Source organism: Microcystis sp. LEGE 00066 (assembly GCF_015207925.1).
In the GTDB taxonomy this organism is placed as follows: domain Bacteria; phylum Cyanobacteriota; class Cyanobacteriia; order Cyanobacteriales; family Microcystaceae; genus Microcystis; species Microcystis ichthyoblabe_A.
Genome location: NZ_JADEVX010000004.1, coordinates 45,526 through 63,067, shown reverse-complemented (window position 1 = coordinate 63,067; position 17,542 = coordinate 45,526). Strand labels below are relative to the sequence as shown.

The window sequence follows — 17,542 nt, the reverse complement described above, 5'->3', positions numbered from 1 at the left end:
CCCCACACCCTACCCCCCGGAAAAACTTTTTCAGCAAACCCTATTTATGGATGCCTGAATGATGCCGATCTGAAACATAAAAAATAACTGGATTCCTTGCTTACTCTAGGATTTCAGAAGTTTAATAAATCTCAGATTATGAACGTCCAAAGTATATAAACCCCCAGTAGATGGGAGAGCCGGAGCTGCGGAGCAGTAACCAGTAAACAGTAAATAATGAAATATGATTTGCTGATGACTGATCACTGATCACTGAATTTATCTTTTAGCGGCAACAATGGCAAAAACGGTGGTATGGGGATCATCTTTTAAAGTCACCCCTTCCGGCATTTTTAAATCACCCACGAGCAGGGATTGCCCCACACCGATGCCCGAAACATCAAATTCGATCACTTCCGGGATATTATCAGCAATACAGGAAACATTAACTTCGTTGACGAACTGTTCGATTAAACCGCCCTGTTTGGTTCCGATCGCTTCTCCTATGGCTTTAATCGGAACGACGATATCGAGTTTACCGTGGGCAGACACCGAGAAGAAACTGAGGTGATAGAGATTTCTTTTCCAGGGATGAGATTGTACCTCTTGGAGCAAAGCTTTTCCCGTCCAAGGCATTTCCGGAACATTGACATCCACCAGGGTATTATTCACCGAGGCCTTTTTAAGCAGGGTTAAGGCCGCTTTTTCTCCCACCACGAGGGAAACCGATTCCGTGCCGTTATGGCCATAGAGAACCGCCGGGATCAAACCCTGACGACGTAGAGCCCTGGGGTTAATATTTTCGGGTCTTTTTTGACATTCAACGCTAACTTGCATAGTTGACTAATCCTCTTTAGCAATGATTTAAAATTCGTAATTATCCCAAGGCGAGCCATTTTCGTCCAAAAGAGCGCGTTTGGGTCCGTGAATGGGGTCTTCAACGATAATAGTTTGGTCGCGACTAGCTCCTAGGGAGATAATAGCGATCGGTACTTCCATGATCGCCCCTAGGAATTTTAGATAATCGAGGGCCTGTTTGGGCAAGTCTTCCAGACTCCGACAAGCGCTGGTGGGTTGTTGCCACCCCGGCATCGTTCGGTAAATCGGTTGACAACGGGCGAATTCCACCGCACTACTGGGTAAATGGCGACAGGTTTTGCCGTCCAATTGGTAGGCGACACAGACTTTGATTTCCTCTAGGGTATCGAGAACATCTAATTTAGTGATCGCTAGACAGTCTAAACCATTGATTCGCACTGCGTAACGACCGATAACCGCGTCAAACCAACCGCATCGACGACGGCGGCCGGTGGTGGTCCCGAATTCCGCCCCACGATCGCATAATAACTGCTCGACATCCCCCTCTAATTCCGTCGGAAATGGACCTTCACCTACCCTAGTGGTGTAAGCTTTGGCCACACCGATCACTCGATCGATTACCGTCGGACCGATGCCAGAACCCACACAAGCACCCCCGGCGATCGGATTGGAGGAGGTAACGTAGGGATAGGTTCCGTGATCGAGGTCGAGTAGGGTGCCTTGGGCCCCTTCAAAAAGAATATTCTTACGCTTGCGGATTGCTTCGTAGATTTTTAAGGAACTATCGACCACATGGGGACGCAGTTTCTCGGCATATTCTAGATATTCCTCGATCACCGTCTTCGGCTCTAAAGGCGGTAAGTTATATAACTTTTCTAAAATGACGTTTTTATAATTGATCGTCCATTCTAGTTTTTGCTGCAGATTCTCGGTATTGATCAAGTCGATGACTCGAATACCGATGCGCTCGGATTTGTCGGCATAGGTGGGGCCGATACCCCTTCCCGTGGTGCCGATTTTATATTTCCCCCGTTTTTCCTCGGATGCTTGATCGAGCAGCCGGTGATAGGGCATAGTGACATGAGCCGTTTGCGAGATATAGAGATTGTCGGTAGTAACATTGAGGGCGTGTAATTGCGCCATCTCTTTGAGTAACACCGAGGGATCTATGACTGTTCCAGAGCCGATTATACATTCCGTATCCGGGTAGAGAATCCCAGAGGGAATTAGATGGAGTTTGAACGTTTGTTCATCGACGACGACGGTATGACCCGCATTTACGCCACCTTGAGAACGCACCACCACATCCGCCGATCGACTCAGCAGATCCGTGATTTTTCCTTTTCCTTCGTCGCCCCACTGAGCGCCGATTACAATAACGTTAGCCAAGGTATTTTAGTCTAGCTAAAGTTCACACAAACTACCATTATCCACACTGGATAGATATTTTGTCAAGAGCATTATTGATTTAGTTATGGCTTTATTTCGTCGTCCTTCACCACGTTTATTCACCCTATTTACCTTTTTCTTGTTGCTCTGCCCTGGGGCAGCGTTCTTTTTCCAAGGGAAACCATGCCGCGAGACTTTAGCCCCTCTGCCTCAAGATCCATAGAAAACGGGTTTCTCAAAGAAACCCGTTTTCTGGAATAAGAGGCGGTCGCAAATTTAATCTCTCTCAATTAATCAACTGGAAGCTTTAGGAGAAGCTTTGTTAGATTTTACCAAAGCGGGAGATTTAGAGGAATGGGTGCGATCGCTGCTGTAGGTGAACCTGGTGTTAAAACTATTTGGTTGGGACTGGGAAGATGACATAATATCAGCGAGACTTGGAAGCTATCTGATCAAATCAGTTCCCCCAGAGAACCCCCTTGAGCCATTCTGCACACTTTTCTCTCTTTGTCAAATTTTATGTTAAGAAAGATGTGACTAATGGATAGGCGGAGAAGGGGAAAAGCCAAACCAAGATTAACCCTGCACCATCACCGAGGCAGCGGCAGCCACACCGGCGCCGGGGGTGACACCTTCGACACCTAACTCGATTAAAGTCGCTTCAATGGCAGCGATAACCGTGAGGATATCCCTCTCACTAGCAAAACCTAAATGACCGATACGGAAGATTTTACCCTTAAGGTGATCCTGACCACCAGCCACAGCGATGTCGAACTTTTTATTGAGAGTCGAGCGAATTTTTTCCGCATCTACTAGAGTGGGGGCTACCGCAGTAATCGCCGTGGAAGCCCAGGAATCCGCCGCGTAGAGGGGCAAATTCAGGGCGCGCATACCTGACCGCGTCATCTGCGTTAAGCGTTGGTGACGGGCGAAAATTGCCGCTAATCCCTCTCTTCTCATCATTTGCAGAGAAGCTTGTAAACCGTACATCAGGTTAACTGGAGGGGTAAAGGGGGAACTATCCTCATCGGTGGCTTTTTTGTATTTGCCCAAATCCAGATAAAAACGGGGTAGTTTGGCGGTTTCGTAAGCTTTCCAAGCTTTTTTGCTCACGGAAACAAAACCTAAACCGGGAGGAATCATATAACCTTTCTGGGAACCAGAACCGACCACATCTAAACCCCATTCGTCGATGGGAATATTATAAGCCCCTAAACTGGTGACAGCATCGACGATAATTAAAGCTTCCCCGTGGTCTTTTACCGCTTTGTTAATGCTTTCCAAGTCATTGAGAACCCCGGTGGAAGTTTCCGAATGGGTGATAATTACCGCTTTGATGGCTTTTTCCTTGTCTTCGGTCAGTTTAGCGGTGAATGCCTCGGGATCTAGGGGTTTACCCCATTCTGCCTTAATGATATCCACATTTAAGCCGTAGGCTTTCGCCACTTTCCCCCAACGTTCCCCAAATTTACCATTATCCCCCACCAAAACTCGATCGCCGGGGCTGAGAAAATTAATAATTCCCGCTTCCATGACACCAGTTCCCGAAGCGGTTAACATTAAAACATCGCCACTGGTTTGATGCAACCATTTAAGATTTTCGGTTAATTCGGCGATTACCTTGCTAAAAGCACCGGTCCGATGACCTATCGGTGCTTTAGCCATAGCCAATAATACCGCTTCCGGCACCGGTGTGGGGCCGGGAATCATCAACATATTTTTATTTTCCATGGTTCGTCCTCTCTCGTTGGGCCATATTTAACAAAGATAAAAAACCAAATCTCGATCGCATCAATTCTGAGGGGTTGATTTAAGATTTGGCAAACTCTGATTATATCGCAGGAAGCAGGGGGCGGTCGGCAGGGGGCAGGAGTTAGCTTTTTTCTCCCCAATTCCCCACTTCATAATTCGTAATTTATAATTCATCATTCCGACTCCCCACTTCCTAACTCCTATTCCCGATTTTCAAAGAGTTTCTGGATACCTGCGGCAGGATCGGGCAGTTTTACCAAAGATTCGCCGATTAGAACCGCATTTGCTCCCGCTTGCTTCACTTTCGCCAGATCTGTTGCTGTGTTTAATCCCGATTCGCTGACGATCAGAATACCTTTTTCTCGCACCTTTTCGCCTCTGGCTTCCAGTAATTGGCGAGTATTGTCTAAATCGACTGTAAATGTCTCTAAATTACGGTTATTAATGCCGATTAGTTCGATTCCCTCAATGGCTAACACTCGATCGAATTCGGCCAGACTATGCACCTCTACCAAAGCTGTCATCCCTAAACCCTTGACAATTTTGACAAAATATGCTAGGTCTTGATCGCTTAAAATAGCGGCAATTAAAAGGACAGCATCGGCTCCTTTAGAGCGAGCATAGTAGATTTGATAGGGATAAAGGATAAATTCTTTGCATAATAGGGGTAAAGATACCGCTTGCCGGACGAGGCTAAGATTTTCGTAACTACCTTGAAAAAACTTACTATCGGTTAAAACCGATAAACAAGTGGCTCCTCCCTGTTCATAGGTACGGGCGATCGCTACAGGATCAAAATCTTCGCGGATAACTCCCTTGCTAGGAGAAGCTTTTTTGACTTCGGCAATCAAAGCGGGTTGGGTTTTACCCTGTTTTAAGGCAGCTAAAAAGTCGCAAGGTGGCGCAGTATTAGCTATTTTTTTGCGTAATTCCAATAAAGGCAATCTTTCACGCAATTTATCGACTTCGATCTCTTTATGCCAAACGATTTCTTCTAAAATATTTTGCGGTTGTGCCTCTGGCACTTTCACCACATAACTCAAACTCTCAACTTTAACGGCAGGATTGGGGTGTTTTCTTCGGATCTGCATTTTTTCACTGTCCAGAGTGTGAACAGTGATTAGTTTAACAGTGATTAGTTATCGGGAATTGAAATAGAGACGGGGAAAACCACGTCTCTACAGACATTTAACTCTACTTGTGTGGATATTCCCAGTCTTCACCGAAAGGCTATTGCATAGCTTCGATCGAACGTTCTAAAATTTGATCTTGACGTTTTTCTTCTTCTTGACGATTTTCAGTTAATAAAACCCGCGCTTTCGCAGTTTCTGCCTCTCCTTCCCCTAAAAGCTCCTCTGTACGAGTTAAGACATTCTCTCCGAGCATTCCTTCTGCTTGTCGTTCTTGGGTTAGATTAAGACGTGCTTTTTCTTCAATATTCATAAATTTATCCTTGCCACAGGTGCGATCAATTCCTACCTTTAGTCTGACACAAATTTGCTATTCTGTATCATTAACTACAGAAAAATTTAGAATCTTACTGGGGAAACTGAGATTTAGGTATTTGTTCTCATTCCTCAAATGGACAGGGATCGATCGACCTAAAGCTATACAATAAAACCTATGGAACAATTCCCCAGCTTAATCAAGCTTGTATATCGGGGTAATAAGTAGCGAGGCACAATTATTTGTAGGATGGGTTAGCGGTAGCGTAACCCATGCGGGCGTTGGGTTTCATGCTTCAACCCAACCTACGTTCATCTTATATTTATTCCACCCACCCACTTAATTATCGATTGCCTAAACCAACAGATTTCTGGACAGTATCCGATTCTATCGTAATATCCTATTTGCACAGCTTATGACCAAAGGTAATTTAAACGATCTCATCCGTACAGAAGCTAATAAAGAGGTAGAATCCCAAACCTCTCCTTCTCCCAAACGTCCGAAGGAAACTAACGCCACCCTACAGGCAAAAATTAACGACTTGACAACAGAATTAGAAAAAACTGAGAAAAATCAGCAAACTCTCCAAGAAAAGGTTATTTCTCTGGAAAAAGAAGTCCAAGAACATCTGGAACTCTCTGTCAGTTTACAGCAGCTACAACAACAGACCGAGCAGTTAGAATCTGTCCTCTCGGAAAAAACCACTTTGGTGGCACAATTATCGAGTCAATTAAGTCAATCCCAGACGGAACTAACCGAGAAAAAACAGTTGATTGAAAAATTATCGAGTCAATTAAGTAAAACAGAAATAGAACTGACTGAGAAAAAACAGTTAATTGAAAAATTATCGAGTCAATTAAGTCAATCCCAGACGGAATTAACCGAGAAAAAACAGTTAATTGAAAAACTATATAATCAGATTAAAACCCCAGAAAATAGTCCCACCCCCACGCCTGAACCGTCGTCAATTACCAAACCTGCGCCGAAGAAACCCAGTCTTTATAACTTTGAAATGGCAACTTTAGTCCGTTATATTGCCCCAACTCCTACCCCCACAGAGTTAACGGATTCCGATATCGGTTGGTTCGATTGATTATGGCTAGTAAAAACCAAGAACAACAACATCCACAGGAAAGAATTGATCGCCCGATTGTTGATCAGCTGCTGCAATCAGAACCTAATGATTTAAACTTAGCTGAATGCGCTCGTTTACGCATACGTTATCAAAACTTTCCGGGAGCAAGAGAAATCCAAAGAGATTTAGATTTAATCCTAGAAAAATGGCAGTTAGATGAAGCTAGTTTATGGGCAAAAACTCGACAACTGCACAGTCATGGACAAGTGTATCAAATTCGCCAAAGCGAGGAGCAACAGGATTGGAGTTAAATTAAGCTATAGGGTTGAAAAAAAACAAGAGATAGCCGTGCGGAAAACCTTAACTATTACCTATTACTTGTTCCCTTTCATCTTATCTCAGGAAATAATATTGATATCTGGAACGGATCATAAAGGAAAGATCACTGCTATTTAAACAGTTTTTTCTTAAGTTTAGCCAGAGAACTCTGCATCCATAATTTTTTAAGTCGCAGGGGTTCTAAACCTTCTATATCAGCCGGATAGCGTTTTTTAATATCAAAGAAATCATTAATTTCTCTTAAAATTGTTTCAAAACGTGGTAGTAATTTTTCGGGATGATAATCATCGATAAAATTAGCAGGTAAAGAATTAACGGGAAAATTACGGGCATAATTAAGAATACGTTCCAGATCGTATTGACTGGAATAGGCCCCGATTTTTTGACAATTGAAACCGGGATCGAGATAATCGGCTAGGGCGCTATTGACGCTAGAAAATACCGTACAACCACAGGCTAAAGCTTCCAGGGGCGGTAAGCCAAAACCTTCCGTTAAACCGTTTACAGCCCAATATTCAGCCGAATCGTAGAGATAAACCCGACTACGATTGAATAATCCCACTAAATCCTCCACATAGCTATCTAAAACCTTAAGGCGACATTGGGGACGGAGGGCGGGAACTAGACGATTGAGAAGATACTTTGAGGATTTGCGCCCCTGTACTAAGACATCGATATCTCTTTCTAAGCCTAAATTGAGAAATTCTGAGCCAATTTGATTAGGAAGATAGTAAATCAGAGCATTAGGAGCTTTTTCCCCCCAATAACCCATAGTATTACGGCTAACGGTTATAATTGGTATTCCGGGGGGTAAACGGAAGCCGTAACCTGTACTATGGGCATGATAAATGATATTATGCGATCGCAATCTTGGCACCAGTTTAGGCAGATCAAAACCCCAGCTAACCACAAAAATACTGTCATCCGAGCTTATTTTCGCGAGTATATCCTCTAAAAAAGGATAATTGAACTCTTTTTGACGATAAGTCACAATCTGGGCGGTACAAATTTGACTAGCCAAATTGACGGTTTTCATTTCTGCCCACAGTCCACCCCCACCAAAAGGAGAAGTAGTACCGGGTAAGAGAAAATAGAGGTTTCTCATCGGGATAATAGAGGTTTTGGTTAAGCGGTAGTCTGGAGACTCGGCTATTCTATGCTTAATTATTAAGGTGTGAGGTATCTAAAGGCAATAGTCGATCGAGCATAGATATTATACTATAGCGTTTCCTGTTCCAAGAGGTACATTATCGATGTCGAAAAATTTAATCAGCAAAGGTTAAACTGTGCCACACAGGTGTGAGAAACCTTATATATCCATTAATATTAGCAAGGGGTTTTTAATACTTAATTACTCTATTTTTATTCGGATAAAAAATGAACTAGAGATTCTATGACCTAGAACACGGAGATCGCCTAAGTATAAATACTCGAAAAATCGCTATTTTTTGAACTTAAATGATTGTTTTAAGTTCAATTAGTCTTTAAAAATATCTTGTTTTTTCTTGCGAGGTTCCATAGTATTAAATTCAGAGAAGTAGCTCGACAAGCCTGACAACTCTTGCCAAGACTTTTGTATTTATAGCGTTTCCTAAGCTAGTGAGGTACGCCTATTTTTCTTCCCTTTTGCCGTTCGGCGGTTCGACTGAGCTCACGGCCGAAGCCTTTTGCCTAAAACCCATAACTTTTGTACCTCATCAGACTGAAAAACGCTATATATAGTCAATTACGATCGCGACCGTGTTCCCTAACCAATTCGCTCGTAATTATCCGTGGATTTCTAATTCCAACCGAGTCATATCTCCCCTCCCCGAGGCTCCCCTCGCCTTCAGTGCCGACGCGATCCAATGGCCAGAAAGCTGGCAAAACAAAACCCCCGTACTCACCACCACAATCTAACCATGAACGAGAACCCGAACCCTATCCCCGCCATCCTACCCCGATCGGTGTGGGAGAGCCAGATCGCCTATCTCTGGGCCGTATTCCGGGCGAAAAAAGCACTGGATGAAATTGAACGAATTCAGAACGAGAAGACATGAAAGCCCGATCTAATCCGCATCCAGTAACCCCTCATCTCTCATCGAATCGCCTGTTTTAAACTACGGCAAAGTTCTTCGAGGGATTTTAAACCATCGCCGGGGGAATTATCGGCCAAACGTTTAACCATGGCACTGCCGACAATTACCGCATCAGCACCCCAGTTTTTCACCTGTAGCGCCTGTGTCGCGTCAGAAATGCCAAATCCTACCCCGACGGGTTTATCGGTGACAGAACGGATAGAATCGAGCAATTCCTCCACTCTGGTGGCCACTTGCTTCCGCATTCCCGTCACTCCCGTGACACTAACCAGATAAATAAAACCTTGGGATTGCCTGGCGATCGCTTGTATTCGTTCCGGGGGACTGGTAGGCGCTACCAATAAAATGACTTCAATTCCCTTAGCGGCAGCCGGTTGCAGCAGACTTTCCGCTTCCTCTAGGGGTAAATCGGGAACCACCAAACCACTCACCCCGGCTGCTTTAATTTGGTCTAAAAAGACATCTATCCCGCGATGATAGATGGGATTATAGTAAGTAAACAGAATAATCGGAGCTTTCACCTCTCCCTGGGCATTTTTGACGATTTCTAGCACATCTTCCAACTTGACACCCCGATTTAAAGCGCGGGTGGCTGCCGCTTGAATAACCGGACCATCCGCAAGAGGATCGGAATAGGGAACCCCCAACTCGATCAGATCAGCCCCTGCCCGGTCTAAAATGCGTAAAGCTTGGGCAGTAGTAGATAAATCGGGATCACCGGCAGTAATAAAGGGAATCAAGGCACAATTCCCCTGGGAACGGAGAGAACGAAAACACTCGGAAACAGCAGTCATCGAAAATTACTGGAGAGATAAAGCACCGTCTATTATCTCATGGCGGGGAATAGCTCATCGCCGGTCGCTGTCAGCTCAGGTAAAGAATTTTTCAAGTAATACTTAAGGAATATTGACAAAATGGCGATCAAGGGTAAAATAGGCTCAGTCTAGTAGTTTTGAGAAAGTTTCTGGCATAACATGGGTTTTTGTTCCGCTTTTTCTGGTACAAAATAGGACTACTGCCCGATCGGTTTGCGTATAATCAAACACCATATTATATCCATGTTTTCCATTTACATTCTCACCTATAACGAAGAAATTGATATTGCCGCCTGTGTAGAATCGGCACTTCTATCCGATGATGTGATTGTGGTTGACTCCTACAGTAGCGATCAAACAGTAGAGATTGCTTCTCGTTATCCAGTGCGCGTGATTCAGCATCAATTTGAAAGTCATGGTAAACAAAGAACTTGGATGTTAGAAAATATCGAGACTAAATACGATTGGGTTTATATTCTCGAAGCAGATGAAAGGATGACACCCCAACTGTATGCAGAATGTCTGAGTGCCACGCAACAGACAGAATTTACTGGTTTTTATGTGGCCGAAAGAGTTATGTTTATGGGAACTTGGATTCGTCGCAGCACCCAGTATCCCCGTTATCAAATGCGTCTATTTAGAAAAGATCAAGTCTGGTTTAGCGATTATGGTCACACGGAAAGGGAAGAATGTCGAGGAAAAACCTCTTTTTTAGAAGAAACCTATCCCCACTATACCTGTAGTAAGGGTTTAAGTCGTTGGATTGAAAAACACAATCGTTATTCTACCGATGAAGCAGCAGAAACCCTACATCAGTTGGCTAACGGGGGTGTTAGTTGGAAAAATTTATTTTTTGGTGAAACCGAAGTAGATAGACGGAGAGCTTTAAAAGATTTATCCCTACGATTGCCTTTTCGTCCCTTGCTTCGTTGGTTTTATATGTATTTTATCCTAGCGGGAATTCTCGATGGTAAAGCTGGTTTTGCTTGGTGTACTCTGCAAGCTTTTTATGAGTATTTGATCCTCTTAAAAGTGGCGGAAATGAAACAGGGTTTACCCACTCCCCCCGAAGTTAGAAATCGTTTTCATACCCCGCAAAATGGTAACAATAGTAATTCCCACAAGCCCAATTTCGTCTCCCTAAAAGGAAAAGCCGATTAACATTTAACCATGATTAATCAGCCGGAAATCATCTAACAACAACCTAGGGACAAAAAACAATGCCAATCCACCTACTCAGTGGTTAATTTTCACGGGGAATACAGCCGTTCGACTTCACTCAATAGTTACTTGACTGGTATCGACGCTGGTTGCCCCATGGACTTTACTGGCAATTACTACCATTTTATTTAAAGTCGCCTGATGGGAAACCTTGCCTTTTAGTACAAATTTACTGCCAGTTTGGGCGACCCACAATTTGTCTTCATCAGCTAAATCCGGTGTCTCGTCAAAAGCTAAAACTACTCGTTTAGCTAGGCCGCTTTCGTCGTATTTTCCGTCTAATCCGACTCTTTCGGGGGGAATACCAGCAGCCGCGGCTTTTCCTGCGATCGCACTAGCGGCATCTGCCGGTTTATCTAAGCCAAAAATTCTTTTTAACCAATCCATTGCTAACACTCCTGATTGAGTTCTAAAACCCCAATTTCTTTAAGAGGGATTTAGTGGAAACGATGTGTCGATCTAATCCTAAACGATCGGGACTGACTCCCACCGCTAAAGCGACTAATTGGGAAAAATGTAGTACAGGTAAACCTAAACTTCGACCGATCACTTTTGCCACTTCCGGTTGTCGGGAATCAAGATTAAGATGGCATAAAGGACAAGGGGTGACTAAACAATCGGCCCCCGCTGCCATGGCCTCTAAAATGTGTTTTCCTGCCATTTGGAACGATTGGGTGGTGGCATAACTGGACAGGGGCCAACCACAGCATTGAGTGCGTCCTTGATAATAAATCGGATTTGCTCCCACCGCTCGAAAGACATTTTCTAGAGATTCCGGCTGAAAAGGATTATCGTAGGGGAGAGTATCCTGGGCTCGCAGGAGATAACAACCATAAAAACCAGCACAATTTAAGCCTGATAAGGGACGAATCACCTTGGCCGCCAGATTATCTAAGCCATAATCGCCGACAATTGCCCAGAGTAGGTGTTTAACCGTCGTCGTACCTTGGTAGGGGGAACAATGTTCTTTCTGTAAATAATTATTAACTTCCTCAACATAATTGGGATTATTATGCTTTGCTTCCTTCAAGCGCTCATCCACATGACCGATCACCCCTTGACAGGTGCTACAGTGAGTCAACAGGGGTAAATTGAGGGCTTCTGCTAGGGCAATATTGCGCGCATTGACGGCATCTTCCAAGAGTTGCGAATCTTCCTTATAGGTTCCCGAACCACAACAGGCAGCTTTTTTGAGTTCGACTAAATTAATCCCCAAAGCTTCCGTCAGGGCTGCCGTGGATAGATATAGTTCCCGACAGGCACCTTGGGCGACACAACCGGGAAAATAAGCATACTGGAGATTGTTGACTGTCATGGATTCTAGGAAATTACTACTCATTACCTATCTACCATCTTGCCCCCCTTCCCCCCTGTCATCACTAAAGTCATGGAATTTCTTAACAGACAGTCTTTTGTGAGCTGCTCCGAACAAGTGTAGAGTAGTTTGTCCCTAGAGATAATATCCAAACAGGAGGAGAGCCATCTCAGCAGTATAATGGCTCTCCTTGAGAAAAATTGTTGTCATGAGGAGTGGGTTATATAAATGGGAATCTATCCGGTCAAGAGGTGATTTATCGGTAGAATTGAGAGTGCAGCCGAGAAATTACGGCGAGAAACCCTATTTTGTCGGCTTACGCCGCTTGGGGGAGGGTGATAACAGCATCAAAGTCAGCACGGCTAGGGAAAATCGAGAGAACCCGGTCCAGTTGGGTTAATTCAAAGATAATCTTGACTGAAGGTGGAATAGAACAGATATTGAGGGATTTTTCTTGACTTTGAGCCAGACGAAAGACGGTAACTAAAGCCATTAATCCAGCGCTGTCGAGGAATTCCACCCTACTCATATCCACGAGAAAAGTGATAGAGCGACTCCGGTTAACCAGATTGGTGAGCTGCTCTTGAAATTCTAGGACGTTAGCGGCGGTAATATAGCCACTTGGCTCAAATAGAGCAATTTCTGGGACTTTTACAGGACTTTTCATGGCTGGGCTTTGAAATTCATAAATGAACCTTTTAACTAGAAATCAGATACCGCTATTATGTCCTAACTTTCTGATTTTGCAACCCCGGTCTTGATAAATTTCCTCTCTCTTGAAAAGATTAATCTTTTCTTAATCTTGACCCCTGTAGGGAGGAACTGGTTTTAGGTTAACCTCATAATCTGGGCAGTAAAGAGAAACAGTCATCAAGGCTTATTAGGGTGAACACTAGGGGAAAGTCGTTAGGTTTAAGCTCTAATCCCGAATAACTGATCATAACCCACTATTCTACCGGTATTTTTGTTAAAATAAAGTAAAGCAGGATACAGAAACTAGATTTATTGAGCTAGAGTAAGGAAATTGTGGATACCCAGCCGACTATCCGCCAATTAGTGGAACAAGCCCTATATTATCGTCAAATCACCCCAGAAATCGAGAACGGAATCAGTGAACTCCTCGGTCGTCTTGGCTACGTTTCTGATGTGGATTACGAAGCCCTCGAGTTACTCATGGATGAAATGGACGAAGGCCGGATTAATCTCGTTCCGCGTCGGTAACTTCAGTTATCAGTTATCAGTTATCAGTGGTGAGTTATCAGTTCACTGATGGCCTTTCGGTTCCTGCTTATGCAATGGACGGGGTTATAAGGGATGATTTAGCGATCACCCGATCGAACCGGACCTAGTAACGAAGAACCTGACTGATTACTGTTGGCTGAACCATCCCCCAAAACCTAATTTCCCCAAATTTCCCCAAATTAATATAATTAGCTGCAGGCTTTCTCTTAACCTGATTTCTTCGATGATTCCTTTAACTCTTAATCTCTTGCAAGGTTCCGTTACTTTTCGTTTCAGTCCCAGTGCTGCTCTGGATTTGCAAAGGGAAATTAACATTTTACTCGATCGACTGAAAGCGATCGCCAGTAATGCTGCTAGTGGGGGCAAACCCCAACCCCAAAAACCGCTGGAATATCAGCACACTGGTGATGTATTTCTGGAAGTGTTTTGTAATCCCAATATTTATCCGAATCCTTTTTCGGCTAAAGTTTTGTTAACGGTCCGCGATGATCGCCTGCGCTTAACCACAGAAACAGAATTAACCCGTGTGATCGAGGATTTAGAGCGTTATATCGACCAAAATAGTTAGAATCGGGGGGTTTTTGGGGTTTCGACCTTTCCTTGTCGTCCCACCTCTCCCCATCTGACTATTCTTCTCTAGCTTGCCATGTTACCGACAGATTTATTGATTTCCCGTCAAAATGGCGAGACAATTATTCCCAAACGCTTACCGATCGCTGCCGATTATCTGGCGATCGCTAAAGAACAAATCACCTGTTTTCAGGAAAGTATCGGTCAAACTAAGGGAGAATTAAGCCAAAAACTCCTAATCTTGGAGGGAGACAGTCCCGATTATAAAATTAAACGGGGATTTGCTCACCTATTAACCAATCATTTTGCCAACTTTGAGATTATTAGTCCCTTAGAACCCCAGGAATTAAGAAAAAGAGTTTTTGAACAAGCGGCCAACTTTGTTCCTATTCCCCAAAATCGATCGCTAATTCTGGAGAAAATTGCCCAGCAACTCAGCCAAGAATTAAATCAAGAAATTTTTCCAGTAGCTCTAGAAAAAGGACTCTATGCTGATTTAGCGGAGAATAAAATTCTCACTCAATTTGATGCTCCCACCCCCGAAAACTTAATTCATCGTTTTAACCTCTCGCAAATTCAAGGGATTTTTTATCGGGCCAGTTATTTAATTATCAACGTCCATCGCAATGATCCGGGGGAATATAAATATCTCTTTCGCTATCTAAAACTATTTCGTTTAATGACTTATATCGAAGGGGATGCCGACACGGGATTTACTATTACTATCGATGGTCCCACCAGTTTATTTAAAGCTAATAGTCGTTATGGCATTGAAATCGCTAAATTAATTCCTGCCTTACTCCATGTTACTCACTGGAATTTGAAGGCACAATTACAGTATAAAGATTCCTATACAGGAACTATTAAAAAACAACAGTTCAATTTAGAGGATAAATGTGGTCTGGTGTCCCACTATTCCCCGGGTAAACCCTACGATAGTATGTTAGAGGAATCTTTTGCTAAACGTTGGTTACAGTTAAAAACTGAATGGCAGTTAGAAAGGGAAGTGGATTTAGTGCCTTTACCCGGAGGAGTGATGATTCCCGATTTCCGTTTAGTGCATCCCGATGGTCGCGTTTTTCTCCTCGAAATTGTTGGTTATTGGCGGCCAGAATACCTACAAAAGAAATTTTTACAGGTTAAATCGGCCCAAGCAAATAATCTAATTTTAGCCGTATCGGAACGGTTAAATCTAGAAAAAGCTGGAGTGAAATTTCAAAACCTACCCGCTCAGGTTATCTGGTTTAAAGATAAATTATCACCCCAAGCAGTGTTAGAAGTTTTAAGTTAAAGGGTTAAGAAGCTAAAAGCGGAAGTATAGTTTCATACTCCCGCTTCGGTTTAATCAGACTAAGTCAACTCTTTCGCCTAAGACTGGACAATGAGTGCTACATCATTGAGCAATGGCAGGACTGATGGACACTTTCACCACTTTATTTTTTTCTTCTTCCGCTTTCGGGAGGGTGAGATTGAGAATGCCATCTTTGTATTCAGCAGCCACGTTAGTGTTATCAACCTGAACCGGTAGAGGAATAACCCGATGGAATTTACCATAACGGAATTCAGTGCGGGTAAACCCTTCTTCTTCGGTTTTGATTTCCGATTTTCTTTCACCATTAATGGTCAGACTATCGGCTGTTACTTCCACGTTGAGGTCTTTGGCTTCCATACCAGGTATTTCCAGTTTAAGCTGAACTGCCTCTGGCGTTTCGGTCATTTCCGCCGCCGGGATAAAGGATAACCCCATTTTTTCGCCATTGCCTACATCAGTCGGCACAAGACGGTCAAACAAGCGATTCATTTCTTTCTGTAGGCTTTCTACTTCTCTGAAAGGTTCCCAACGTATAAGTGCCATATAAGTCACCTCCGAAGTTTTCTTAACGCTAGAGATGTTGGTTTATCTCTACACTTTTAGGATAGATAAAAGATTCTCTTACCGGGGTAGGGTTTTCGGTATTGAGTTTTTCCAGATTCCCGTACTATCTCCTATACTAGGGTCTGCTGAAAAAGTTTTTCCTGGTGTGGGGTGTGGGGTGTTTTCTCAGTGAACTGATGACTGATAACTGATGACTGACTCCACCAACAAACTTATTCAGCAAACCCTAATTGTTGTCTATTATTTTCATCGAAATAGAGCAATAACTCCTAAAATAACCCCTAGCAAGCCAATTAAGATGGCGAATATAACGGCTTTGCGATTTCTCTCTAGTTGGCGTGTTAAGTTTTTTCGTTCTTCCTGAAAACGATTCAGTCTGCGCTCAATTTCCTCTAACTTAATTTTTTGTTTCGAGTTCTTAGTCTCAAGATTTTGCAGATGAGATTTAAAAGTTTCTAAATCAGCTTGTATTGTATCTTTTTGCTTTTGCAAGGTTGTCTGAAATTCCTCTAATTTTTGATCATAGGATTCTACAATCTCAGAAATTTTTAAATAATTACTTTCAACAGCTAATAACTGTTCTAGCTTAACATCAAAACTATTAAACTTAGTTTGTAGTCGGTTAAATTGTTCTAACAAATCGATATATTTATTATCAATACTTTGTTCAAATAGCTTGTTTTCTTTCGTGAAAATTTTGTAAACGCTAAGATAATTATAATTAATTATTTTTCTGGGAATTAAGTTGTTCGCACCCGTTAATAAATATTTCGTTACATTATCAGAAATGGCGATTGATGATTTGAAAGTTTCTTCCATACTCTTATTGATCAAAAATGCTTGTTCATTGTAATCATCAAAGTTCGTTTTATTTAAATCATTAATTATACTAATAATACTATCTATAATTCTGTTAACTTGAGTGTATAATCTCAAATCGTTTATAAACATAAAGCTATGGCTAGGCATATTTTCTGATAAGAATTTCATGTTTTCAAGTATTATTTTTAAATCTTTATCATTTTTTCCAAATTCATTTAAACAGTTTTGAAACATGAAAATACTGCTGTCTTTTATATTACTAAATATTGAAAAAAAAGAATCAATTTGATTTATATCTAAATGATGACTGAGGAGAGCAAAATGATAGTCTTTAAAGCAATTGTTGATTATATTTTTAGTGATGTCTTGACTGATTCGCCAAGTATCAGAATATAGGTCGTAGGAATAGATAACTATCGATTTTACTTCTGGGTAAAATTGTCGTAAAAAACTTAATAAACCAAGAGCTTCAGGTGCAGCACCCGCGCAAAATAAACAAACTTTGAGATGTTTTTTATCAAAAACTAGCTGCATCAAGCTGGGGTCTTTTTCTTGCAAGCTTTCCAAAACTCTATAAGTCATTTCTACATGATGAGGATAGTAAGCCAGTAAGTAAGCAGCCTGAGTGTTATAATTAGAATAATCTACACTTACATGATTAGTATGAAAACTACTTCTTAGTCGTTTAACATCAGGTTGCAAAGATTGTAAGTAAGATTTAATACTAAGACTTTTTCCCTGTAATCTATTCAGATCAATTAAATTTTCGATAATTAAGTGGTATAAATTGTTAAGTTCGTTCAT

Annotated in this window: 20 protein-coding genes; 8 read left to right on the top strand and 12 right to left on the bottom strand. The window is 42.4% G+C overall.

Going from position 1 to position 17,542, the window contains the following annotated elements:
• Positions 1-258: 258 nt before the first annotated feature.
• The gene (locus IQ224_RS01515; RefSeq protein WP_002742333.1) at positions 259-816 is read right to left on the bottom strand and encodes a 50S ribosomal protein L25/general stress protein Ctc; all 558 of its coding nucleotides are present in this window, start codon (positions 814-816) and stop codon (positions 259-261) included.
• A gap of 27 nt (positions 817-843) precedes the next feature.
• Positions 844-2,187 carry an adenylosuccinate synthase gene (locus IQ224_RS01510; protein WP_002736992.1) on the bottom strand — a complete coding sequence of 448 codons (1,344 nt, stop codon included), beginning with the start codon at positions 2,185-2,187 and terminating at the stop codon, positions 844-846.
• 289 nt (positions 2,188-2,476) lie between these two features.
• Between IQ224_RS01510 and IQ224_RS24730 the strand changes: the two genes are divergently transcribed.
• Complete coding sequence (locus IQ224_RS24730; protein ID WP_223210794.1) at positions 2,477-2,563, top strand: DUF4351 domain-containing protein; 87 nt, start codon at positions 2,477-2,479, stop codon at positions 2,561-2,563.
• A gap of 200 nt (positions 2,564-2,763) precedes the next feature.
• On the opposite strand, the gene IQ224_RS01500 is transcribed toward IQ224_RS24730, so the two are convergent.
• The 3 genes from IQ224_RS01500 to IQ224_RS01490 all read right to left on the bottom strand — a co-directional run bounded on the left by IQ224_RS01500 (position 2,764) and on the right by IQ224_RS01490 (position 5,382).
• On the bottom strand, positions 2,764-3,918 hold the full coding sequence (locus tag IQ224_RS01500) for an alanine--glyoxylate aminotransferase family protein (protein WP_194032413.1): 1,155 nt from the start codon (positions 3,916-3,918) through the stop codon (positions 2,764-2,766).
• A gap of 221 nt (positions 3,919-4,139) precedes the next feature.
• Entirely contained in the window at positions 4,140-5,030 is an 891-nt protein-coding gene (trpC, locus tag IQ224_RS01495; protein ID WP_036400068.1) for an indole-3-glycerol phosphate synthase TrpC, read from the bottom strand.
• A 139-nt stretch (positions 5,031-5,169) separates the two neighbouring features.
• Positions 5,170-5,382, bottom strand: coding sequence for a hypothetical protein (locus IQ224_RS01490; protein WP_002742339.1), 213 nt, complete (start codon positions 5,380-5,382; stop codon positions 5,170-5,172).
• A gap of 418 nt (positions 5,383-5,800) precedes the next feature.
• Here IQ224_RS01490 and IQ224_RS01485 point away from each other — a divergent pair, with 418 nt between their 5' ends.
• Both IQ224_RS01485 and IQ224_RS01480 read left to right on the top strand, forming a co-directional pair.
• Complete coding sequence (locus IQ224_RS01485) at positions 5,801-6,478, top strand: hypothetical protein (RefSeq protein ID WP_002742342.1); 678 nt, start codon at positions 5,801-5,803, stop codon at positions 6,476-6,478.
• A gap of 2 nt (positions 6,479-6,480) precedes the next feature.
• Entirely contained in the window at positions 6,481-6,771 is a 291-nt protein-coding gene (locus IQ224_RS01480; protein WP_002738029.1) for a DUF3288 family protein, read from the top strand.
• Between the two features lie 137 nt (positions 6,772-6,908).
• Here the strand turns inward: IQ224_RS01480 and IQ224_RS01475 are convergent, their stop codons facing one another.
• On the bottom strand, positions 6,909-7,904 hold the full coding sequence (locus IQ224_RS01475; protein ID WP_194032412.1) for a glycosyltransferase: 996 nt from the start codon (positions 7,902-7,904) through the stop codon (positions 6,909-6,911).
• Positions 7,905-8,630: 726 nt separating this feature from the next.
• Here IQ224_RS01475 and IQ224_RS01470 point away from each other — a divergent pair.
• On the top strand, positions 8,631-8,807 hold the full coding sequence (locus IQ224_RS01470) for a hypothetical protein (RefSeq protein WP_155119285.1): 177 nt from the start codon (positions 8,631-8,633) through the stop codon (positions 8,805-8,807).
• Positions 8,808-8,876: 69 nt separating this feature from the next.
• Here IQ224_RS01470 and trpA read toward each other — a convergent pair whose 3' ends face one another.
• On the bottom strand, positions 8,877-9,671 hold the full coding sequence (gene trpA, locus IQ224_RS01465) for a tryptophan synthase subunit alpha (RefSeq protein ID WP_002732665.1): 795 nt from the start codon (positions 9,669-9,671) through the stop codon (positions 8,877-8,879).
• 264 nt (positions 9,672-9,935) lie between these two features.
• Here trpA and IQ224_RS01460 point away from each other — a divergent pair, with 264 nt between their 5' ends.
• Positions 9,936-10,853 carry a glycosyltransferase family 2 protein gene (locus IQ224_RS01460; protein ID WP_084989786.1) on the top strand — a complete coding sequence of 306 codons (918 nt, stop codon included), beginning with the start codon at positions 9,936-9,938 and terminating at the stop codon, positions 10,851-10,853.
• A 114-nt stretch (positions 10,854-10,967) separates the two neighbouring features.
• On the opposite strand, the gene IQ224_RS01455 is transcribed toward IQ224_RS01460, so the two are convergent.
• The 3 genes from IQ224_RS01455 to IQ224_RS01445 all read right to left on the bottom strand — a co-directional run bounded on the left by IQ224_RS01455 (position 10,968) and on the right by IQ224_RS01445 (position 12,895).
• On the bottom strand, positions 10,968-11,300 hold the full coding sequence (locus IQ224_RS01455; protein WP_194032411.1) for a BON domain-containing protein: 333 nt from the start codon (positions 11,298-11,300) through the stop codon (positions 10,968-10,970).
• Positions 11,301-11,322: 22 nt separating this feature from the next.
• Positions 11,323-12,252, bottom strand: coding sequence for a CoB--CoM heterodisulfide reductase iron-sulfur subunit B family protein (locus IQ224_RS01450; RefSeq protein WP_002776286.1), 930 nt, complete (start codon positions 12,250-12,252; stop codon positions 11,323-11,325).
• A gap of 292 nt (positions 12,253-12,544) precedes the next feature.
• Positions 12,545-12,895: an STAS domain-containing protein gene (locus IQ224_RS01445; protein WP_002742362.1), complete on the bottom strand. Its 351-nt coding sequence runs from the start codon at positions 12,893-12,895 to the stop codon at positions 12,545-12,547.
• A gap of 359 nt (positions 12,896-13,254) precedes the next feature.
• On the opposite strand from IQ224_RS01445, the gene IQ224_RS01440 reads away from it, so the two are divergent.
• From IQ224_RS01440 to IQ224_RS01430, 3 genes are all read left to right on the top strand, one after another.
• Positions 13,255-13,449 (top strand): hypothetical protein, encoded by a 195-nt coding sequence (locus IQ224_RS01440; RefSeq protein WP_002742363.1) that lies wholly within the window; start codon positions 13,255-13,257, stop codon positions 13,447-13,449.
• Between the two features lie 244 nt (positions 13,450-13,693).
• Positions 13,694-14,038 (top strand): hypothetical protein, encoded by a 345-nt coding sequence (locus IQ224_RS01435; protein ID WP_194032410.1) that lies wholly within the window; start codon positions 13,694-13,696, stop codon positions 14,036-14,038.
• A gap of 78 nt (positions 14,039-14,116) precedes the next feature.
• On the top strand, positions 14,117-15,331 hold the full coding sequence (locus IQ224_RS01430; protein ID WP_002742366.1) for a DUF790 family protein: 1,215 nt from the start codon (positions 14,117-14,119) through the stop codon (positions 15,329-15,331).
• A gap of 102 nt (positions 15,332-15,433) precedes the next feature.
• Here the strand turns inward: IQ224_RS01430 and IQ224_RS01425 are convergent, their stop codons facing one another.
• Both IQ224_RS01425 and IQ224_RS01420 read right to left on the bottom strand, forming a co-directional pair.
• The gene (locus IQ224_RS01425; RefSeq protein WP_002742368.1) at positions 15,434-15,895 is read right to left on the bottom strand and encodes an Hsp20/alpha crystallin family protein; all 462 of its coding nucleotides are present in this window, start codon (positions 15,893-15,895) and stop codon (positions 15,434-15,436) included.
• A 267-nt stretch (positions 15,896-16,162) separates the two neighbouring features.
• Complete coding sequence (locus tag IQ224_RS01420) at positions 16,163-17,542, bottom strand: hypothetical protein (protein WP_002742371.1); 1,380 nt, start codon at positions 17,540-17,542, stop codon at positions 16,163-16,165.

Coding starts and splice junctions, on each gene's coding strand:
- IQ224_RS01515 (WP_002742333.1), bottom strand. CDS start 816: ATGCAAGTTAGCGTTGAATGTCAAAAAAGACCCGAAAATATTAACCCC.
- IQ224_RS01500 (WP_194032413.1), bottom strand. CDS start 3,918: ATGGAAAATAAAAATATGTTGATGATTCCCGGCCCCACACCGGTGCCG.
- trpC (WP_036400068.1), bottom strand. CDS start 5,030: ATGCAGATCCGAAGAAAACACCCCAATCCTGCCGTTAAAGTTGAGAGT.
- IQ224_RS01490 (WP_002742339.1), bottom strand. CDS start 5,382: ATGAATATTGAAGAAAAAGCACGTCTTAATCTAACCCAAGAACGACAA.
- IQ224_RS01485 (WP_002742342.1), top strand. CDS start 5,801: ATGACCAAAGGTAATTTAAACGATCTCATCCGTACAGAAGCTAATAAA.
- IQ224_RS01480 (WP_002738029.1), top strand. CDS start 6,481: ATGGCTAGTAAAAACCAAGAACAACAACATCCACAGGAAAGAATTGAT.
- IQ224_RS01475 (WP_194032412.1), bottom strand. CDS start 7,904: ATGAGAAACCTCTATTTTCTCTTACCCGGTACTACTTCTCCTTTTGGT.
- trpA (WP_002732665.1), bottom strand. CDS start 9,671: ATGACTGCTGTTTCCGAGTGTTTTCGTTCTCTCCGTTCCCAGGGGAAT.
- IQ224_RS01460 (WP_084989786.1), top strand. CDS start 9,936: ATGTTTTCCATTTACATTCTCACCTATAACGAAGAAATTGATATTGCC.
- IQ224_RS01455 (WP_194032411.1), bottom strand. CDS start 11,300: ATGGATTGGTTAAAAAGAATTTTTGGCTTAGATAAACCGGCAGATGCC.
- IQ224_RS01450 (WP_002776286.1), bottom strand. CDS start 12,252: ATGAGTAGTAATTTCCTAGAATCCATGACAGTCAACAATCTCCAGTAT.
- IQ224_RS01445 (WP_002742362.1), bottom strand. CDS start 12,895: ATGAAAAGTCCTGTAAAAGTCCCAGAAATTGCTCTATTTGAGCCAAGT.
- IQ224_RS01435 (WP_194032410.1), top strand. CDS start 13,694: ATGATTCCTTTAACTCTTAATCTCTTGCAAGGTTCCGTTACTTTTCGT.
- IQ224_RS01430 (WP_002742366.1), top strand. CDS start 14,117: ATGTTACCGACAGATTTATTGATTTCCCGTCAAAATGGCGAGACAATT.
- IQ224_RS01425 (WP_002742368.1), bottom strand. CDS start 15,895: ATGGCACTTATACGTTGGGAACCTTTCAGAGAAGTAGAAAGCCTACAG.
- IQ224_RS01420 (WP_002742371.1), bottom strand. CDS start 17,542: ATGAACGAACTTAACAATTTATACCACTTAATTATCGAAAATTTAATT.